Genomic DNA, 18,597 nt, shown 5'->3' with positions numbered 1-18,597 from the left:
TGCCGTTCCCATGGAGATATCGATGACAGTGCAAATCATTGCCCGCGATGGCGAACCGGAATACGCCGTGCTGCCCTGGGCGGATTACCAGGCTTTGCTGCAGGCTGCTGGCCAGGCCGTTGCCGAGGCAGCGCCGACTGCAGCGGTTGTCCCCAGCGCAGTGCGGCCGGCGCTCATCGAGCTGGCACGGCTGCGTGAGGCCAAGGGCCTGGCGGCCGAGGAACTGGCCCGCAGCGTGGGCATCAGCCCTCACTATCTGGCAATGATCGAGCGTGGCGAGCGTATACCGGACGCGGCCATCCAGCGCTCGCTGGCCTGGCAGCTCGGGTTGGAGGGCTGGTCTTGAGCGTACGGATCAGCCGTCAGCACTGGCAGGCGTTGCTCACTGAGCTGGATGATGCCCGCCGTCAGCGCCATCTGTTGACCTACCGTGCCTTGATCGAGCGCCTGGTGTTGCCAAGCCCGGCCATGCAGACCCTGGCGGCGGCGCTCGAGCATCTGGCGGCGCTGGACGCGCGTGCCGAACGGCCACTGCGCAGTGCGCTGGTGATCAGCCAGGGTGCCAGTCGCCTGCCGCGAACCGGCTTCTTCGAGTGCGCCACGCGTCTGGGGCGTTTTTCCGGTGCCTCCGACGGGGTGGCCGCGGCGTCCTGGCACGCTTCCGAGGTGGCGCGCGTGTTCGAATTCGATTACCCCGACGATGTCTAGGCTGCTCTGGACGTTACGCGCACGCCTGTGCTACTGGCTGGCCAGGCGTCTGTTTCATTTGCCCTGGATCATGCGCCAGCCTCGCGCCTGGCAATGGATGCAGGGGCAGTACGGGCGCATGGCGAATCTGGGGGATGTTTCGGCGCAGAGTTTCTACGGCCATATTCTGGCGTTTCGTGGGCAGGGGCTCGGGGCGCGTGAAGAGGGCATGCGCCTGTTGCGCCTGGCCGCCCAAGGCGGTGATGGCAAGGCGGCCTATCAGGTCGGGTTGCTGGCGCTCAAAGGCGATGCGCGGCACGCACCGGATGGCCAGGAGGCCGTACGCTGGCTGGAGCTGGCGCTACAAGCTGGGCATCCTCTGGCGGCCCGACATCTCGCGCAACTTTACCGGGAGGGGGCTCCCGGTCTGCAAGTCAATATGCAACAGGCAGCCCGTTATGCCGAGCTGGAGAGTCAGGCGCGCTGAGCCGTCGCTTCGATGACGTGCACGCTATAGCCTGGCACGGCCTTGGCCCCGCGTTTGGCATCGGAGGCCAGTTCGGCCAACTGGGCTGCGTCGAGCTCGCCGCAGTCCTGCTCCAGCAGATGCACCACGCCGATCGAAAGTGACAGCAGCGGGTATTCCTGACGCTGCCCCTGACGGTTGTGGGCACTGAAACAGCCGGCCTGCAGATGCTCCTCGCGGTAGAAGCGCCGACACTGGTTCTGGAACTCCTCCAGCAGGCGACTGAGCTTCTGCCGCCAATCGTCGGTGCCCAGCACCAGCATGAAGTCGTCGCCGCCGATATGGCCGACGAAGTCCCGCGCCGGATCGACCCGCTCATTCAGGCACTGCGCCAGGCAGAGCAGCACTTCGTCACCCTTGGCGTAGCCGTAGAGATCATTGAAGGGCTTGAAGCTGTCGATATCGACGTAGCACACCGCCGCCTTGCGCTTCTGCTGCAGCAAGCGGGTCAGGCATTGCTGGATTGGCACGTTGCCCGGTAGCAGGGTCAGTGGGTTGGCATGACGAGCCTGTTGCAGCTTCTGCTCGGTGATCAGCTTGAGCACGTCGATCACCCGGCCCAGGCCGCGATAGCGCCCTTGCTGGATGATGATGAAGTCTTCCTCAATGCGCTGCCGGGCGCGGCTGGTCAGCAGCCGGCTGACTTTCTGCAGCGATTGCGTCAACTCGACGGCAAGGAAATCCTCGCTCATCAGCCGGCTGATCGGCTTGCGCGCGAACAGCTCGGTAGCGAAGGGCTTGAGCAGGGCCTCGGACAGCGAGTGGCGATGCACGATGCCCACCGGTTGCTGCTCGTTGTTGAGCACCGCCAGGGAGTTGAGGTTGGGCTGGGCACGAAATACGTCCAGCACGTCGGCAGTCGCGGTCTGCTGATCCACGGCCGGCAGTTCATTGAGCAGGGCGCTCAGATCGTGGCTGTCCTCGCCCAGCGTTTCCTGACTGTCGAGCAGCTCTGGCAGCAGCTTCCGGGCATCGCGCGGCGGTTTCTCCTGCGGCCGGCCGATCAGGTAGCCCTGCACCAGATCCACCCCCATCTCGGCCAATACGGTGAGCTCCTCGACCAATTCGATGCCTTCGGCGATAACCTGGGCGCGCGAGGCCTGAGCCATCTTCAGGATGGAACCGACGAACTCGCGTTTGACCGCATCCTGGTGGATGCCATCGATGAAGTGACGGTCGATCTTCACGTAATCCGGGCGCAGCTCCGACCACAGGCGCAGGCTGGAGTAACCGGCGCCCAGGTCATCCAGGGCGATGGAAAATCCCATGGCGCGGTAGTGATGCAGGGCGTTGTCGAGCAGGCCGAAATCCTCGGTCGGCGACTGTTCTGTGAGTTCGATCACCACCTGACTGGGCGGTATGCCGAAGGCCTGCAGCAACTGTAGGGTGCGTCCTGGCTGATGGCTGGCTTCGAGCAGGGACTCGGGGGAGACGTTGAGAAACAGCTTGCCCTCCAGCCCCAGATTGCTGAAACGCTTGCAGGCACTCTTGCGGCAGAGCATTTCCAGTTCGCTGAGACGCCCCGCGTGGCGTGCGACGGCAAACAGCGTGAGTGGGGAGTGCAAGGCGCTGTTGGAGGGGCCGCGCGTCAGGGCTTCGTAGCCAAGGATGCGCTGCTCGGAAAGGGAGACGATCGGTTGGAACAGGCTGTTGAGGTCTCCGTGAGCGAGGATGTTACCCAGTGCGCTCAACTGCTCGGTGACGGTCATGGTGGTCTCGTTATGCCTGGAAACGAAAAGGGCCGATCAATGATCGGCCCTCGTATTTCACGACAGTTTGATGACTGCTTGATGACAGATTCCAGCTGCTGTCATCAATGCAGCGCCAGCGACGGGTTGAGCCCCAGGTAGTCGATCAGGATGTGCCCGGACTCGGACAGATAGGCATCGTCCTCGGGCTTGCTCTTGTCCTCTTCGGCGGGCAGGGCGTCCTCGTCTTCCTTGGCCAGTTCCTTGAGCGGTTCCTCGCCCTTGGCCTGGCGTCGATCGTTCTCCAGCTTGAGCTGCTTGGCCTCGATATCGGCCTGTTGCGCGCGACGCTTGGTTTCGTTGAGGCTGACTGTGGTTTCGGCCATCAGTTGCTTCGACAGGTCGATGCTGGCGCGCGTGAAGAGGAAGTCCGGATCATGCGCGGTACGCTGATCGTGCTTGCTCTGCAGTTGCTTGAGGAACGGTTTGATCGGATCCAGCTCCGGCTTGATCGCCGGACGGATGCTGTCCCAGGGCATGGCCGCCGGCAGGGCGCTCTCGCCGATGTCCTTGGTGTTCATCACGTCGGGGTAGGCGATATCCGGCAGTACGCCCTGGTGTTGGGTGCTCTGCCCGGAGACGCGATAGAACTTGGCCAGGGTCAGCTTCAGCTCGCCATGGTTGAGCGGCTGGATGGTTTGCACCGTGCCCTTGCCGAAGGTCTGGCCGCCGAGGATCAGCGCGCGGTGATAGTCCTGCATGGCGCCGGCGAAGATCTCCGACGCCGAGGCGGACAGGCGGTTGACCAGCACAGCCAGCGGGCCCTTGTAATAGGCACCCTTGTTCTCATCGGCGAGCACGTCGACACGGCCGTCGGCGTTGCGCACCAGTACGGTCGGGCCCTGGTCGATGAACAGGCTGGTCAGTTCGGTGGCTTCCTGCAGGGAGCCGCCGCCGTTGTTGCGCAGGTCGATGACCAGGCCGTCGACTTTCTCTTTCTGCAACTCGTCGATCAGGCGCTTAACGTCGCGAGTGGTGCTCTTGTAGTCCGGATCGCCAGCACGGAAGGCCTTGAAGTCCAGATAGAAGGCCGGCAGCTCGATCACGCCAAGCTTGTAGTCACGGCCATCCTGGGTCAGGTGCAGCACCTTCTTCTTCGCGGCCTGTTCCTCGAGCTTGACCGACTCGCGGGTGATGGTGACCACCTTGCTGGTCTGGTCGCTCGGCGGGTTGCTCGCCGGGATCACTTCCAGGCGCACGGTGGAGCCTTTCGGGCCACGGATCAGCTTGACCACTTCGTCCAGGCGCCAACCGATCACGTCGACCATTTCATCGTTGCCTTGCGCGACACCGATGATCTTGTCGGCCGGGGCGATCTGCTTGCTTTTCTCCGCCGGGCCGGCCGGCACCAGGCGCACGACCTTGACGTATTCGCTGTCGTTCTGCAGCACCGCACCGATGCCTTCGAGCGACAGGCTCATGTTGATGTCGAAGTTTTCCGCGTTGTCCGGAGACAGGTAGGTGGTGTGCGGATCGTAGGTGGTGGCAAAGGCGTTGATATAAGCCTGGAACACGTCTTCGCCACGCGTCTGCTGCAGACGCGAGAGCTGGTTCTTGTAACGCTTGGTGAGCAGTTCCTGGATGGCCTTGGTGTCCTTGCCGGCGATCTTCAGGCGCAGCACCTCGTCTTTCACGCGCTTGCGCCAGAGTTCGTCGAGCTCGGCACTATCCTTGGCCCAGGGGGCTTTCTCGCGATCCACCTGCAGGCTCTCGTCGACGCTGAAGTCGATCTTGTCCACGCCCTTGTCGAGCAAGGCCAGGGCATAGTCCAGGCGCTCCTGAAGACGGGTCAGATGACGGCGGTAGATGAAGAAGCCTGGCTCGAGATCTCCAGATTTCAGCAGATCGTCGAACTTGGTTCGCCACTGATTGAACTCGGCGATGTCGCCAGCGGTGAAATAGCTGCGCGATGGATCGAGCATCTTCAGATAGTTGTCATAGATCTGGATCGAACGCTCGTCGTTCAGCGGCGGCTTGTTGTAGTGGTGACGGCGCAACAGTTCCACTACGTTGAGGCTGGCGATCACCTGCTCGCGATCCGGCTGCAGGTATTCCCAGTCGGCGCTGGTGGTCTTGGCCGCCAGCGGCAAGGCGCTGAAGCCGAGGGCGAGTGCGAGGGCGGTGCTTGCGAGAGAGCGCTTCATGCTGATTCGACGTAGTGGCAGGTGATAACGCATATTAGGCCGTATATGTGGGCGCCAGGTTCCGTTGGCGCTGGGCAGAAGCCCGGCGGTCAGCCGCTGGGCTCGGTTTCACTTGCACTATGGAGGCAGCATGAAGGCATTGCAAGGCGTCGAAGGGCGCGCAGAGTGGCTGGAACAACCGACCCAGACCTGCGATGTGGGCCAGATTCGGGTGAAAGTTGCGGCTGCCGGCCTCAACCGTGCCGATCTTTTGCAGCGCGCAGGGCTCTATCCGCCGCCGCCTGGAGCCAGCCAGGCGCTTGGCCTGGAGTGCGCCGGTGTAGTCACGGAGGTCGGGGCTGGTAGCGCCTGGGTGGTCGGGGATCGCGTGTGTTGTCTGCTCGCGGGCGGCGGCATGGCCGAGGAAGTGGTGGTCGATGCCCGTCATGCGTTGCCGGTACCCGAGGGTCTCAGCCTGGCGCAGGCGGCCGGCTTGCCAGAGGTGTACGCCACGGCCTGGCTCAACCTGTTCCAGCTCGCCGGTCTCAAGCCGGGTGAGAAGGTGCTGCTGCACGCGGGAGCCAGTGGTGTCGGCTCGGCCGCCATCCAGTTGTGCAAGGCGTTCGGCAGCCCCTGCTGGGTCAGTGTCGGCTCGGCTGAGCGGCTGGCCTATTGCGAGGCACTTGGCGCGCAGGGTGGGGTGTTACGCGGTGATGGGCTCGAAGGGTTGCGAGATTTTGGCCCGTTCGACGTGATTCTCGACCCGGTAGGCGGCAAATATGCCGGGCTCAACCTCGATCTGCTGGCGCAGGATGGGCGCTGGGTCAACATCGGTCTGATGGGCGGACGCGAGGCCAGTCTCGATCTGGCTCAGGTATTGGGCAAGCGCATCCAACTGATCGGTTCGACCCTGCGCAATCGCGATGACCGCTTCAAGGGCGAGCTGCTGCTTGAGCTACGGCAGCACGTCTGGCCACTGTTCGACGAAGGGCGAATCAAACCGCAACTGGAGCGCACTTTCTCACTCCAAGACAGTGAGGCGGCCTTCGAGGCCCTTGCCAGCAACCAGGTGTCCGGCAAGGTGGTGCTGCTGATCGATCCCGAGCTGGCACAATAGAGCTTTTCGATGATGTGCAGCACTGATTGCCACATTCAATCGATACCATGGGTGTAATCAATAAGCTTTTTCTCGATAGGCGGCTAATATACGCCCCATCGAAGTTCTAACCCTCAGTGAAACCTCAATCAAGGAGTCAGAGATGTCCCTCATCAATACTCAAGTGCAACCGTTCAAGGCCAACGCTTTCCACAACGGCGAATTCATCGAAGTCACCGAGCAGAGCCTGCAGGGCAAGTGGTCCGTGCTGATCTTCATGCCGGCTGCCTTCACCTTCAACTGCCCGACCGAAATCGAAGACGCCGCCAACAACTACGCCGAGTTCCAGAAGGCCGGTGCCGAGGTCTACATCGTGACCACCGACACCCACTTCTCGCACAAGGTCTGGCACGAAACTTCGCCGGCCGTGGGCAAGGCTCAGTTCCCGCTGATCGGTGACCCGACTCACCAGCTGACCAACGCTTTCGGCGTACACATCGCTGAAGAAGGTCTGGCTCTGCGCGGCACCTTCGTGATCAACCCGGAAGGCGTGATCAAGACCGTCGAGATCCACTCCAACGAGATCGCTCGTGACGTCTCCGAGACCCTGCGCAAGCTGAAAGCTGCCCAGTACACCGCCGCTCACCCGGGCGAAGTCTGCCCGGCCAAGTGGAAAGAAGGCGAGAAGACCCTGGCTCCTTCCCTGGACCTGGTCGGCAAGATCTAAGATCTGCCCGGGGCCACAGCGGCCCCGCTCCAAATGCCTTGCGCTTTGCCGGCTGTAACCCAGCCGCAAGTGCCCGAACGCCCGGGCGCGATCCGTCCGGGCGTTTTTTCGCCCGTAATTCGCTATTTCTAGAGGATTCCCGTCATGTTGGACGCCAATCTGCAAACCCAGTTGAAGGCCTACCTGGAAAAGGTCACCCAGCCGTTCGAGATCGTCGCGTCCCTGGATGACGGCGAGAAGTCCAAGGAACTGCTCGGGCTGCTGCAAGACATCGTCGGCCTGACCGACAAGATCACCCTCAAGACCGATGGCAACGACGCCCGTCGTCCGTCGTTCTCGCTCAATCGCCCTGGTGCGGATATCGGCCTGGCATTCGCCGGCATCCCCATGGGCCATGAGTTCACCTCGCTGGTGCTGGCGCTGCTGCAGGTGGGCGGTCATCCGTCCAAGCTGGACGCCGAGACCATCGAGCAGATCAAGAGCATCGAAGGCAAGTTCGAGTTCGAGACCTACTTCTCGCTGAGCTGCCAGAACTGCCCGGATGTGGTGCAGGCGCTGAACCTGATGGCGGTGCTCAACCCCAACATCCGCAACGTCTCCATCGACGGCGCGCTGTTCCAGGAAGAAGTCGAGCGTCGCCAGATCATGGCCGTGCCGAGCATCTACCTGAATGGTGAAGTGTTCGCCTCCGGTCGTATGGACGTGAAGCAGATCCTCGCCAAGATCGATACCGGTGCTTCCAGCCGTGACGCCGAGAAAATGACCGCCAAGGAAGCCTTCGACGTGCTCGTGGTCGGCGGTGGCCCGGCTGGCGCCTCGGCGGCCATCTATGCCGCCCGTAAAGGCATCCGCACTGCGATTGCCGCCGAGCGCTTCGGTGGTCAGGTGCTCGACACCATGGCTATCGAGAACTTCATCTCGGTGAAGGAAACCGAAGGCCCGAAACTGGTACGCGCCCTGGAGGAACACGTCAAGGAATACGAAGTCGACGTGATGAACCTGCAACGTGCGTCGGCTCTGGTACCGGCCAGCGGTGAAGGCGGCCTGCATGAAGTGAAGTTCGAGAACGGCGCTTCGCTCAAGGCCAAGACCGTGATCCTCTCCACCGGCGCGCGCTGGCGCGAGATGGGGGTTCCCGGCGAGCAGGAGTACAAGGCCAAGGGCGTGTGCTTCTGCCCGCACTGCGACGGCCCGCTGTTCAAGGGCAAGCGCGTGGCGGTGATCGGCGGCGGTAACTCCGGCGTCGAAGCGGCCATCGACCTGGCCGGCATCGTCAGCCATGTCACCCTGCTGGAGTTCGCTGATACCCTGCGTGCCGACGCCGTGCTGCAGAAGAAGCTGTTCAGCCTGCCGAACGTGACCGTGATCAAGAGCGCGCAGACCACCGAGGTCAAGGGCGACGGCCAGAAGGTTACCGGCCTGGTGTACAAGGATCGCACCACCGAGGCGCTGCACACCGTCGAGCTGGAAGGCATCTTCGTGCAGATCGGCCTGCTGCCCAACAGCGACTGGCTCAAAGGTACCATCGAGCTCAACCGGTTTGGCGAGATCATCGTCGATGCCAAGGGCGCGACCAACATCCCCGGTGTGTTCGCTGCCGGTGACGTGACCACCGTGCCTTACAAGCAGATCGTCATCGCCGTGGGCGAGGGTGCCAAGGCTTCGCTGAGCGCCTTCGATCACCTGATCCGCCATAGCTGATCGGTTGCTGCAGAAACTGAAAGGCCACCCCGAGGGGTGGCCTTTTTTGTTCGTGCTCTGTGGGAGCGCTTGAGTGGCGATCTGATCGCGGCTGAAGCCGCTCTTACGGGCACGCCATCATTCAGCGTTTGAGGCCGCCCAGGGTCAGCGGCATCTGGCGGTTCACGTCCTTGTACAGCAGGTAGCGGAAGCGGCCTGGGCCGCCGGCGTAGCAGGCCTGCGGGCAGAAGGCGCGCAGCCACATGAAGTCGCCAGCCTCGACCTCGACCCAGTCCTGGTTCAGGCGATACACCGCCTTGCCTTCCAGCACATAGAGGCCGTGCTCCATGACGTGGGTTTCGGCGAAGGGGATCACGCCACCCGGCTCGAAGTTGACGATGTTGACGTGCATGTCATGGCACATGTCGCTGATGTCGACGAAGCGCGTGGTGCTCCAGCGGCCTTCGGTGCCCGGCATGACGATCGGCTCGATGTCCTGCTCGTGGGTGACGAAGGCTTCCGGGTAGGGTACGCCGTCAACGGCTTGATAGGCCTTGCGCAGCCAGTGGAAGCGTACCGCTTCGCTGCTCTTGTTGCGCAGCGACCAATCGCTCTGTGGCGGGATGAAGGCGTAGCTGCCCGGGCGCAGGGCGTGCTGCGTGCCGTTCAGGGTCAGGTCGCAGGTGCCTTCGACCACGAAGATCACGCCTTCGGCCGTAGGATCCAGCTCCGGCTTGTCACTGCCGCCGTTGGGGGCGACTTCGACGATGTACTGCGAGAAGGTTTCGGCGAAGCCGGTCAGCGGGCGCGCGATGACCCACATGCGCATGTTGTCCCAGAACGGCAGATGGCTGGTGACGATGTCACGCATCACGCCTTTGGGAATCACGGCGTAGGCTTCGGTGAACATGGCGCGGTCGGTCAGTAATTGCTCCTGACCGGGGTGGCCGCCATGCGGGGCATAGTAGAAGGGCGTTTTACTCATCGAGAAGGGCCTCGGCGATGGTGAAGCGTCGGGCGGTCGCCCGGCGTGGAAAAGACGTGCAGGCACTATAAGCAAGCCGCCGCTGGATTCTGAAATTAAATAGTAGAATGCGTGCCAGTGGCTTTCATGATGGAGTGGCGCCGTGCTCGATCCGGTTCTTCTGCGCAGTTTTCTCGCCGTGGTGCAGACCGGCGGCTTTACCCGTGCCGCTGCCAGCCTGCACCTGACCCAGTCCACCGTCAGCCAGCAGATCCGCCGCCTGGAGGAACAGCTCGGCGCCGAGTTACTCGACCGCAGCGGACGTTACGTGGTCACCACTACCGAAGGCGAGCGCCTGCTCGGTTATGCCCAGCGCATCGTCGCGCTGATGGATGAGGCGCAGCTGGCGCTGGGGCGCAGTGCCGAGGAGGGAGAGATTCGCCTCGGCGTGCCGGATGACTTCGCGGCCAACAGCCTGACCCCCTATCTGGCGGACTTTGCCGACACTCATCGCGGTATCCGTCTGGAGATCACCAGCGGGCTCAGTCATGACGTCTGGCGCGCTTTCAATGCCGGGGAACTGGATCTGGCGCTGATCAAGCAGCGCGCTGGCAGCGTCAAGGGCCTGGCCAGTTGGGCCGAGCCGTTGGCCTGGCTGGACAGCCGTGCACGCCCGGTGCTGGCGCGCGATCCGATCCCGCTGGCGGTGTTCCCGCCCAATGGCTTGTACCGTCTGGAAATGACCCATGCGCTGGATGCCATGGGCAAGGCCTGGCGCATCGCCTACGTCAGCAGCAGCCTGCCGGGCGTCAGTGCGGCGGCTGAGGGCGGCCTCGGCCTGACTCTGTTGCCGCGCCGGCTGATTACCCCTGAGCACCGCGAGCTGACCGAGACCGAGGGCTTTCCGGCGGTGGCCCCGGTAGAAGTCGCCCTGCATGCCCGGGCGCAATTGCCGGGGCATGCAAGGGAGCTGGCGGCCGCTCTGATCCAGGCCTGCGAGGGCATCATGCAGCGCGGTTAGCTCAATGGGCTCAACTGGCCAGTGTCAGCGGCTGGCGCTCCTGGGCGGGCGCCACGCCGGCGAGGAAGTCCTCGCCCCAACGGCGGATATCGTTGTAGCTGACGATATCGAACAGCTCGCGCAAACGCGCCTGGGCCTCGCTCTTGGGCAGGTTCAGCGCCAGGTAGCAGGTATGAGCCAGATCCGCCGGGTCGTGCGGGTTGGTCAGCAGCGCGCCCTTGAGCTCGGCGGCGGCGCCGGCGAACTCCGATAGCACCAATACGCCGCGCCCACCAAGCAGACCCTGGGCGGCGACGAACTCCTTGGCCACCAGGTTCAGCCCGTCACGCAGCGGGGTGATCCACATCACGTCGGCCATGGCGTACCAGGCGCTGACTTCCTCGAACGGCAGACTGCGGAAGAAGAACTGCAAAGGCGTCCAGCCGATGCGGGCGAAGCGGCCGTTGATGCGGCCGACCGCCTGTTCGATCTGCGTCTGCAGCTCGTCGTACACCGTCATCTCACGCGCGGCTGGCACGCAGACGGTCACCAGCGTGACCTTGCCGATTAGCTCCGGATTGTCGGCCAGCAGGCGTTCGTAGGCGTTGAGCTTTTCCAGGATGCCCTTGGTGTAGTCGAGGCGCTCTACCGCGAGAATCAGCTTCACGCCTTTCATCTCTTCACGCAGTTGACCCATCAGCTCCTGAATTTTCGGGGCTTCCAGGGCGTTGCGCACGCGGTCGATGTCCAGCCCCACCGGGTGCGCACCCAGCTTGACGTGGCGGGTGCCGGTATCCAGCGCGGTGGTCATGCGCTCCAGGCCCACGGCGCAGCCGTAGGTGATGAAGCGCGGTGCGCAGTTCTGTCGATCCAGGGTCTTGAGTGGGAACACACCACGGGCGACGTCGACGAAGTTCTCCACCTGACGCGGAATGTGAAAACCAATGTAATTGCACTGCAGCAGGCTGCCGACGATCTGCCGGCGCCACGGCAGCACGTTGAACACGTCGGCCGAGGGAAAGTAGGTGTGGTGGAAGAAGGCGATGCGCAAGTCCGGACGCAGCTCGCGCAGGTAGGCCGGCACCATCCACAGGTTGTAGTCGTGCAGCCAGACGATGGCGCCTTCGGCGGCTTCCAGCGCGGTGCGTTCGGCGAAGGCGCGGTTGACCTTGCAGAACACCTGCCAGTCGTCCTCGTTGAAGGTGGCGCGCTCCCAGAAGGTGTGCAGGGTCGGCCAGAAGGCTTCCTTGGAGAAGCGCTTGTAGAACACGTCGACCTCTTCCTTGCTCAGTTTGACCCGTGCGGCGGTGAGCTTGGGATAGCGCTCGGCATCCACCGTGGTGTGGCTGTCGAACGGCTCGTCGTCATCTTCGTGCACGGCCCAGGCGACCCAGGAACCGGGGCGGCCATCGCCGAAGAAACTCAGCAGGGTGGGGATGATGCCGTTGGGCGAGGTCGGCCGGCGACGCTGCAGCTTGCCGCTGGCATTGCGGTATTCCTCATAGGGCAGGCGGTGATAGACCATCACCAGCTCGGCCTTGCCGGGTTGCGCGGCCTGGCGGCGTTCGGCGGCGATGCCATGCTCGCCGAGAAAACCGAAATGGGCGAAGGCTTCGAGAATGCCGCCGCAGCCAGGGCGATTGGCATGCAGGGTGCGCGAGTGGCTGCGGGTGGCCTCCAGCAGGGCACTTTCCGACTGGCCGACGCACACGCCGTGGAAGCTGGAGCTGAGCATGGACAGGTCATTGAGCGTATCGCCAGCGGCCAGAACTTGATCATGATTCAGTTCCAGCCAGTCGGCCAGGGCCTGCAGGCTGCTGCCCTTGTTCACCCCCTTGGGCAAAAAATCCAGATACAGCTCGGCGGAGTAGAGCAGGTCGCAGCCCAGCTCGTCGGCGATGGTGCGCAGTTGCGGGTTGGCCGCCTGTTCCGGGTTGCAGAAGTAGGAGCAGCGGCGCGCCTGCGGTACGTCCTGGCGCTCCAGACCGAACGCCTCGATGGCACTGGCCACCTGGGTTTCGCCAGGCCAGCGGGCATCGACCACGCTTTGCAGCGGCTGGATCGGTTGCAGGCTGTCGCCATGCACCAGGGTCGCGCCGACGTCAGCGATGATGTAGTCCGGCTGCGGCAGGGTCGGGTCGGCCAGCAGCGGCAGCACGGCCTCCAGGCTGCGTCCGGTGACGTAGGCGAGCTTGATCTCCGGGTGCGCGGCGATGGTCTGATAGAGGCTCAGGCGATCTTCGGGATCGCCAGCGAGAAAGGTTCCATCCAGGTCGGTGGCTAATAGCATCGTTGTTTCTCCAGAAGTGGCCTGCGGCTCGGCTCGAAGGCGAGCGGCCGACTGGCCGGGGTTCTGGCTGCTTGGGGTAGGCTCGGAGCCTTGCCGAAACAGCCGGTTGCGTGACTTCAGGACTGAGTTGTCTCCTCCGTCGAATCATGGGGCGGTGCATCGGGCATCAGCTCCAGCACCGTCGGGCTGGTGCGCAGCATGGGGACGAAGTGCGCGGCGTCGCCGCTGATCAGGTCGCTGACATGGCGCAGCCGGTAAAGGGTGTAGGCGGCCAGCAGGCCCAGGGTGGCGGCGAAGTACAGCGGTAGCGCGTGTGCGCCCAGTTGCTCCATCAACACGCCGGCGAGCAGCGGCCCGCACACCGAGCCGATGCCGTTGATCATCAGCAGGCTGGCGGAGCCGGAAAGAATCTCGTCGCTGTGCAACTGGTCGATCAGCTGGGCCACGGCGATGGGGTAGATGGCGAAGGCCAGGCCACCCCAGATGAAGATGGCGCCGAGCAGCCAAGGGCCAGCCGGCAGCAGGCTCATGATCAGTGCCAGGGCCACGGCCAGTACCACGACCCAGAACAGCACCTGGCGCCGGTCGTGGCGGTCGGAATAGATGCCGATGGGCCATTGCAGCAGCGCGCCGCCCAGAATGGTGGCAGTCATCAGCAGGCCGACACCGGCGGTGTCGAAGCCGGCCAGGCTGGCATACACCGGCGCCATCCCCCAGAAGCCGCCCATGGCCAGACCGGAAAGCCCCGCCGCGACGATGGCCAGGGGGGCGATGCTCCACAGCTGGCGCAGGTTGCTCGGCGGCGTTTCCGGTAGGCTCGGCTGCGACTGGCGCGTGAGGGTAATGGGCATCAGCGCGGCGCTGATGAGGATGGCGGCGATGGCGAACAGGGTGAATTGCACCGGGTCGGCCAGGTGCAGCAGTTGCTGAGCCAGGGCCAGGGCGCCGAGGTTGACCGCCATGTACACGGCGAACACCTGACCACGCTTTTCGTTGGGCGCCTGAGCGTTGAGCCAGCTTTCGATGACCATGTACAGCGTTACCAGGGCCAGGCCGTAGAGCACGCGCAGGCCCAGCCAGATCCACGGATCGATCAGCAGCAGATGGAGCAGGGCGGCGATGGCGGCCAGGGCGGCGCAGCAGGCGAACGCGCGGATATGCCCGATACGTCGAACCAGCGGAGTCGCCAGCCAGGTGCCGAGGAGAAACCCGACGAAGTACCCGGACATGATCAGGCCGAGCATCGTGGTGGAGTAGCCTTCGGCGACGCCACGCAGGGTCAGGAGGGTGTTGAGTAGACCATTGCCGAGCAGGAGCAGAGCCACGCCGCTCAGCAGTGAGCTGATGGGGGCAATGAGAGACAACATGCAAACTACCCTAGGGAACTATGCCGGTGATGGCAAGCACGAAACAGGCCAGTGTGCAGCGGTTGCTTTGTTTAAGTTGTTGTTATTTAAGTAAAATTTTTACTGACGAACGGCTTTGTGAATTTTTTTGCGCAGCGCCACTGCCCCATGGGGGCGCGCAAAACGCCGTTGTTGCTTTTGGACGGAGCGAAGACAAAGGTAGCCCGGATGCAATCCGGGGAGACCGTGAAAAGCCCCCCGGATTGCATCCGGGCTACGAGGGCTCAACCGCGGTAGTAGCGCTGCGGCACGAACGGGGTCTTGGCGACTTTCATCGGCACGCGCTTGCCGCGCACCACGGCCCAGACATCGCTGTCGATGGCGCTGTGGCTGGCATTGACGTAACCCATGGCCACCGGCGCGCCGAGGCTCGGGCCGAAGCCGCCGCTGCACACCTGGCCAATTACGCTGCCGTTGGCGTCGACGATTTCCGCGCCTTCACGTACCGGCACGCGCTCTTGCGGCAGCAGGCCGACGCGCTTGCGCGCCACGCCTTTTTGCTGCTGCTCGAACACACGCTCGGCACCGGGGAAGTTGCCGGCACGTTCACCACCCTCGCGACGCACCTTGGAAATGGCCCACAGCAGGCTAGCCTCGATTGGCGAAGTGGCGCTGCTCATGTCGTGGCCGTACAGGCACAGGCCGGCTTCCAGGCGCAGCGAGTCACGCGCACCGAGGCCGATGGCCTCGACTTCCGCTTCGGCCAGCAGGCTGCGTGCCAGGGCTTCGGCCTGGTCGACGGCAACGGAAATCTCGAAACCGTCTTCGCCGGTGTAGCCGCTGCGGCTGACGATGCATTCGCTGCCCAGCAGGCGCACACGGGCAACCTGCATGAAGGTCATCTTGCTTACCTCAGGCGCCAGGCGGGCCAGCACGTCGACCGCTTTTGGCCCTTGCAGGGCGAGCAGGGCGCGTTCCTCGAACAGGCCCTCGATCTGGCACTGTTCGCCGATGTGCTTGTTCAGATGCGCCAGGTCCTGATGTTTGCAGGCGGCGTTGACCACCAGGTACAGGGTGTCGTCACCCAGGTTGGCGACCATCAGGTCGTCGAGGATGCCGCCCTGGGCGTCGGTGAACATGGCGTAGCGCTGTGTGCCCACCGGCAGATCGATGATGTCCACCGGTACCAGGCTTTCCAGAGCGCGCGCGGCGTGCTCGCCACGCAGGAGGATCTGGCCCATGTGCGACACGTCGAACAGACCGGCGGCGTCGCGGGTGTGCAGGTGTTCCTTCATCACGCCTAGCGGGTATTGCACGGGCATGTCATAACCGGCGAAAGGCACCATGCGCGCGCCGAGTTCGAGGTGCAGGGCGTGCAATGGCGTCTTGGCGAGGGTTTCGGTAGTCATCGGAAAAATCCTTGAAAAGGCCCGGCGCCATGGCGCGGGGCGTTTCGCGAGTCGTAGCCCGGATGCAATCCGTGGGGCTTTGCGGGCCTCCCCGGATTGCATCCGGCTACGGGCTGGACGCTGAACAGTCCCCAGAGGGGCGATTCATCACGCGTCCTGATACGCCTCGATGGACGGGCAGGCGCAGACCAGGTTGCGGTCGCCGTAGACGTTGTCCACGCGGCCCACCGGCGGCCAGTACTTGGCCTCGATCAGGCTCGCCAGCGGGTATACGGCCTGCTCGCGGCTGTAGGCGTGGTGCCACTCGCCAACCAGTTCCAGGGCGGTGTGCGGGGCGTTCTTCAGCGGGTTGTCGTCCTTGTCCAGGCGGCCCTGCTCGACCGCGCGGATTTCCTCGCGGATGGCGATCATGGCGTCGCAGAAGCGATCCAGCTCTTCCTTGGACTCGCTCTCGGTCGGCTCGATCATCAGGGTGCCGGCCACCGGGAAGGACATGGTCGGGGCGTGGAAACCGAAGTCGATCAGGCGCTTGGCCACGTCGTCGACGCTGATGCCGCTGCTGTCCTTGAGCGGACGGATGTCGAGGATGCACTCGTGCGCCACCAGGCCGCCCTCACCGGAGTACAGCACCGGGTAGTGCTCTTCCAGACGACGGGCGATGTAGTTGGCGTTGAGAATCGCCATCTGCGACGCGCGCTTGAGGCCGTTGCCGCCCATCATGGTGATGTACATCCAGGTGATCGGCAGGATGCTGGCGCTGCCGAACGGCGCGGCGCTGACTGCACCTTCCTTGCGTGCCATGTTGGCGTGGCCCGGCAGGAACGGCGCCAGGTGCGATTTGACGCCAATCGGGCCGACGCCCGGGCCGCCACCGCCGTGCGGGATGCAGAAGGTCTTGTGCAGATTCAGGTGCGAGACGTCGCCGCCGAACTGACCCGGGGCGCAGAGGCCGACCATGGCGTTCATGTTGGCGCCGTCGATGTAAACCTGGCCGCCGTTGTCGTGGATGATCTGGCAGATCTCGCGGATGCCTTCCTCGAACACACCGTGGGTGGACGGGTAGGTGATCATGATCGCAGCCAGGCGATCCTTGTGCTCTTCGGCTTTGGCCTTCAGATCGGCGATGTCGACGTTGCCGCGCGCATCGCAGGCGGTGACCACCACGCGCATACCGGCCATCGAGGCGGTCGCCGGGTTGGTGCCGTGGGCCGATTGCGGGATCAGGCAGATGTCGCGCTGATCGTCGCCACGGCTGAGGTGATAGGCGCGAATGGCCAAGAGGCCCGCGTACTCACCCTGGGAGCCGGCGTTGGGCTGCAGCGACACGGCGTCGTAGCCGGTGGCGGCGCAGAGCATGGCTTCCAGTTCAGTGGTCAGCTGGGTGTAACCGGCAGCCTGCTCGACCGGAGCGAAGGGGTGCAGGTTGCCGAATTCCGGCCAGGTCACCGGGATCATCTCGCTGGCGGCGTTGAGCTTCATGGTGCAGGAGCCCAGCGGGATCATGCTGCGATCCAGGGCCAGATCCTTGTCAGCCAGCTTGCGCAGGTAGCGCATCAGCTCGGTTTCGCTGTGGTAGCGGTTGAACACTGCGTGCTGCAGGATCGCCGATTGACGCAGCAGGCCTTGCGGCAGGCGGCTGGCGATCTGTGCGGCCAGGTCGCTGACGACAGGCGCGGCCTGGTCAGCGGCGAACAGTGCCAGCAAGGCCTCGACGGCTGCCTGGTCGGTGGTTTCGTCTAGCGACAGACCCAGACGCTCGGCGTCGATCTCGCGCAGGTTGATGCCGGCCGCACGGGCCTTGGCATGCAGTTCGGCGGTCTTGGCGCCGGTCTTGATGCTCAGGGTGTCGAAGAAGTGCTGCTGCTCGACGCTGTGGCCCAGCTTGGTCAGGCCCAGGGCGAGAATGGCGGTGAAGCTGTGCACGCGCTGAGCGATCTCGGTCAGGCCTTTCGGGCCGTGGTACACGGCGTACATGCTGGCGATGTTGGCCAGCAGCACCTGGGCGGTACAGATGTTACTGGTGGCCTTCTCGCGGCGGATGTGCTGCTCGCGGGTCTGCATGGCCAGGCGCAGGGCCGGCTTGCCGAAGCGGTCGACCGACATGCCGACCAGGCGGCCCGGCATGTCGCGCTTGAACGCGTCGCGGGTGGCGAAGTAGGCAGCGTGCGGGCCACCGAAGCCCAGCGGCACACCGAAGCGCTGGGCGCTGCCCAGGGCGACGTCGGCGCCGAACTCGCCCGGCGGGGTGAGCAGGGTCAGAGCCAGCAGGTCGGCAGCCACGGCAACCAGGGCGTTGGCGGCGTGGAAGCGCTCGACCAGGGCGCTGTAGTCGAAGATATCACCATTGCTCGCCGGGTACTGCAGCAGCGCGCCGAAGTAGGCGCTGGCGTCGGTGATGGCGGCTTCGTCGCCCACTTCCACTTCGATGCCCAGCGGTTCGGCACGGGTGCGCAGCACGTCGAGGGTCTGCGGGTGGCAGTGCTGGGAGGCGAAGAAGGTGTTGCTGGCCTTGTTCTTCGACAGGCGCTTGCAGAAGGTCATCGCTTCGGCAGCGGCGGTGGCTTCGTCAAGCAGCGAAGCGTTGGCGATCTGCATGCCGGTGAGGTCGCTGATCAGCGTCTGGAAGTTCAGCAGCGCTTCCAGGCGGCCCTGGGAAATCTCCGGTTGGTAAGGGGTGTAGGCGGTGTACCAGGCCGGGTTTTCCAGCAGGTTGCGCAGGATCGGGCTCGGCGTATGAGTGCCGTAGTAACCCTGGCCGATGTAGTTCTTGAACTGCTGATTCTTCGCGGCGATGGCCTTGATCTTGGCCAGGGCGTCGGCTTCCGACAGGCCCGGTTGCTCGCCGAGGATGCTGGTGCCCTTGATGCTCTCGGGGATCACCGCACCGGTCAGCGCGTCGACCGAGTCATAGCCGAGCAGTTCGAGCATGGCGGCTGTGTCGGCATCGCGCGGGCCGATATGGCGGGCGATAAATTCGTTCTGGGTATCGAGCTTGGTCATG

General features: G+C 64.1%; 14 protein-coding genes. 7 read left to right on the top strand and 7 right to left on the bottom strand.

Annotated elements, in window-relative coordinates; translation table 11 throughout:
- Positions 1–22: 22 nt before the first annotated feature.
- From VC352_RS05425 to VC352_RS05415, 3 genes are read left to right on the top strand one after another with little or no spacing between them, the layout of a single operon-like run.
- Positions 23–346, top strand: coding sequence for a helix-turn-helix transcriptional regulator (locus VC352_RS05425; protein ID WP_322978562.1), 324 nt, complete (start codon positions 23–25; stop codon positions 344–346).
- Positions 343–708, top strand: a complete 366-nt coding sequence (locus VC352_RS05420; RefSeq protein ID WP_322978561.1) for a hypothetical protein — start codon at positions 343–345, stop codon at positions 706–708. Before VC352_RS05425 ends, VC352_RS05420 begins: the two co-directional genes overlap by 4 nt.
- The gene (locus tag VC352_RS05415; protein ID WP_322978560.1) at positions 701–1,174 is read left to right on the top strand and encodes a sel1 repeat family protein; all 474 of its coding nucleotides are present in this window, start codon (positions 701–703) and stop codon (positions 1,172–1,174) included. The genes VC352_RS05420 and VC352_RS05415 overlap by 8 nt, the downstream gene beginning before the upstream one ends.
- Here the strand turns inward: VC352_RS05415 and VC352_RS05410 are convergent.
- Together VC352_RS05410 and VC352_RS05405 are read right to left on the bottom strand one after the other, a co-directional pair.
- Positions 1,162–2,922, bottom strand: coding sequence for a bifunctional diguanylate cyclase/phosphodiesterase (locus VC352_RS05410; protein WP_322978559.1), 1,761 nt, complete (start codon positions 2,920–2,922; stop codon positions 1,162–1,164). The two genes, VC352_RS05415 and VC352_RS05410, sit on opposite strands and share 13 nt — an antisense overlap.
- Positions 2,923–3,026: 104 nt before the next feature.
- Positions 3,027–5,105, bottom strand: coding sequence for a carboxy terminal-processing peptidase (locus VC352_RS05405; protein ID WP_322978558.1), 2,079 nt, complete (start codon positions 5,103–5,105; stop codon positions 3,027–3,029).
- Positions 5,106–5,235: 130 nt separating this feature from the next.
- Between VC352_RS05405 and VC352_RS05400 the strand changes: the two genes are divergently transcribed.
- The 3 genes from VC352_RS05400 to ahpF all read left to right on the top strand — a co-directional run bounded on the left by VC352_RS05400 (position 5,236) and on the right by ahpF (position 8,608).
- The gene (locus VC352_RS05400; protein WP_322978557.1) at positions 5,236–6,201 is read left to right on the top strand and encodes a zinc-binding dehydrogenase; all 966 of its coding nucleotides are present in this window, start codon (positions 5,236–5,238) and stop codon (positions 6,199–6,201) included.
- Between the two features lie 142 nt (positions 6,202–6,343).
- Positions 6,344–6,907 carry an alkyl hydroperoxide reductase subunit C gene (ahpC, locus tag VC352_RS05395; protein WP_322978556.1) on the top strand — a complete coding sequence of 188 codons (564 nt, stop codon included), beginning with the start codon at positions 6,344–6,346 and terminating at the stop codon, positions 6,905–6,907.
- A gap of 144 nt (positions 6,908–7,051) precedes the next feature.
- Positions 7,052–8,608 (top strand): alkyl hydroperoxide reductase subunit F, encoded by a 1,557-nt coding sequence (ahpF, locus tag VC352_RS05390; RefSeq protein ID WP_322978555.1) that lies wholly within the window; start codon positions 7,052–7,054, stop codon positions 8,606–8,608.
- Positions 8,609–8,729: 121 nt separating this feature from the next.
- Here ahpF and VC352_RS05385 read toward each other — a convergent pair whose 3' ends face one another.
- Entirely contained in the window at positions 8,730–9,572 is an 843-nt protein-coding gene (locus VC352_RS05385; RefSeq protein WP_322978554.1) for a bifunctional allantoicase/(S)-ureidoglycine aminohydrolase, read from the bottom strand.
- A 142-nt stretch (positions 9,573–9,714) separates the two neighbouring features.
- Between VC352_RS05385 and VC352_RS05380 the strand changes: the two genes are divergently transcribed.
- Positions 9,715–10,572, top strand: coding sequence for a LysR substrate-binding domain-containing protein (locus VC352_RS05380; RefSeq protein ID WP_322978553.1), 858 nt, complete (start codon positions 9,715–9,717; stop codon positions 10,570–10,572).
- A gap of 10 nt (positions 10,573–10,582) precedes the next feature.
- Here VC352_RS05380 and ggpS read toward each other — a convergent pair whose 3' ends face one another.
- The 4 genes from ggpS to gcvP all read right to left on the bottom strand — a co-directional run bounded on the left by ggpS (position 10,583) and on the right by gcvP (position 18,596).
- Positions 10,583–12,841 carry a glucosylglycerol-phosphate synthase gene (ggpS, locus tag VC352_RS05375; protein ID WP_322978552.1) on the bottom strand — a complete coding sequence of 753 codons (2,259 nt, stop codon included), beginning with the start codon at positions 12,839–12,841 and terminating at the stop codon, positions 10,583–10,585.
- A 116-nt stretch (positions 12,842–12,957) separates the two neighbouring features.
- On the bottom strand, positions 12,958–14,208 hold the full coding sequence (locus tag VC352_RS05370; RefSeq protein ID WP_322978551.1) for an MFS transporter: 1,251 nt from the start codon (positions 14,206–14,208) through the stop codon (positions 12,958–12,960).
- Between the two features lie 263 nt (positions 14,209–14,471).
- The gene (gcvT, locus tag VC352_RS05365; RefSeq protein WP_322978550.1) at positions 14,472–15,596 is read right to left on the bottom strand and encodes a glycine cleavage system aminomethyltransferase GcvT; all 1,125 of its coding nucleotides are present in this window, start codon (positions 15,594–15,596) and stop codon (positions 14,472–14,474) included.
- A 147-nt stretch (positions 15,597–15,743) separates the two neighbouring features.
- Positions 15,744–18,596 carry an aminomethyl-transferring glycine dehydrogenase gene (gcvP, locus tag VC352_RS05360; RefSeq protein ID WP_322978549.1) on the bottom strand — a complete coding sequence of 951 codons (2,853 nt, stop codon included), beginning with the start codon at positions 18,594–18,596 and terminating at the stop codon, positions 15,744–15,746.
- Position 18,597: the final 1 nt, after the last annotated feature.

Origin of the sequence: Pseudomonas sp. C11, assembly GCF_034683865.1 — a bacterium.
GTDB lineage: Bacteria > Pseudomonadota > Gammaproteobacteria > Pseudomonadales > Pseudomonadaceae > Aquipseudomonas.
Note: the sequence above shows the minus strand (reverse complement) of the source record. Positions and strands in the feature narration are given on the sequence as shown.

Bases quoted from the DNA above. Each gene is read 5' to 3' on its own strand.
- VC352_RS05425 (WP_322978562.1), top strand. From the start codon at position 23: ATGACAGTGCAAATCATTGCCCGCGATGGCGAACCGGAATACGCCGTG.
- VC352_RS05415 (WP_322978560.1), top strand. From the start codon at position 701: ATGTCTAGGCTGCTCTGGACGTTACGCGCACGCCTGTGCTACTGGCTG.
- VC352_RS05410 (WP_322978559.1), bottom strand. From the start codon at position 2,922: ATGACCGTCACCGAGCAGTTGAGCGCACTGGGTAACATCCTCGCTCAC.
- VC352_RS05405 (WP_322978558.1), bottom strand. From the start codon at position 5,105: ATGAAGCGCTCTCTCGCAAGCACCGCCCTCGCACTCGCCCTCGGCTTC.
- VC352_RS05400 (WP_322978557.1), top strand. From the start codon at position 5,236: ATGAAGGCATTGCAAGGCGTCGAAGGGCGCGCAGAGTGGCTGGAACAA.
- ahpC (WP_322978556.1), top strand. From the start codon at position 6,344: ATGTCCCTCATCAATACTCAAGTGCAACCGTTCAAGGCCAACGCTTTC.
- ahpF (WP_322978555.1), top strand. From the start codon at position 7,052: ATGTTGGACGCCAATCTGCAAACCCAGTTGAAGGCCTACCTGGAAAAG.
- VC352_RS05385 (WP_322978554.1), bottom strand. From the start codon at position 9,572: ATGAGTAAAACGCCCTTCTACTATGCCCCGCATGGCGGCCACCCCGGT.
- ggpS (WP_322978552.1), bottom strand. From the start codon at position 12,841: ATGCTATTAGCCACCGACCTGGATGGAACCTTTCTCGCTGGCGATCCC.
- VC352_RS05370 (WP_322978551.1), bottom strand. From the start codon at position 14,208: ATGTTGTCTCTCATTGCCCCCATCAGCTCACTGCTGAGCGGCGTGGCT.
- gcvT (WP_322978550.1), bottom strand. From the start codon at position 15,596: ATGACTACCGAAACCCTCGCCAAGACGCCATTGCACGCCCTGCACCTC.
- gcvP (WP_322978549.1), bottom strand. From the start codon at position 18,596: ATGACCAAGCTCGATACCCAGAACGAATTTATCGCCCGCCATATCGGC.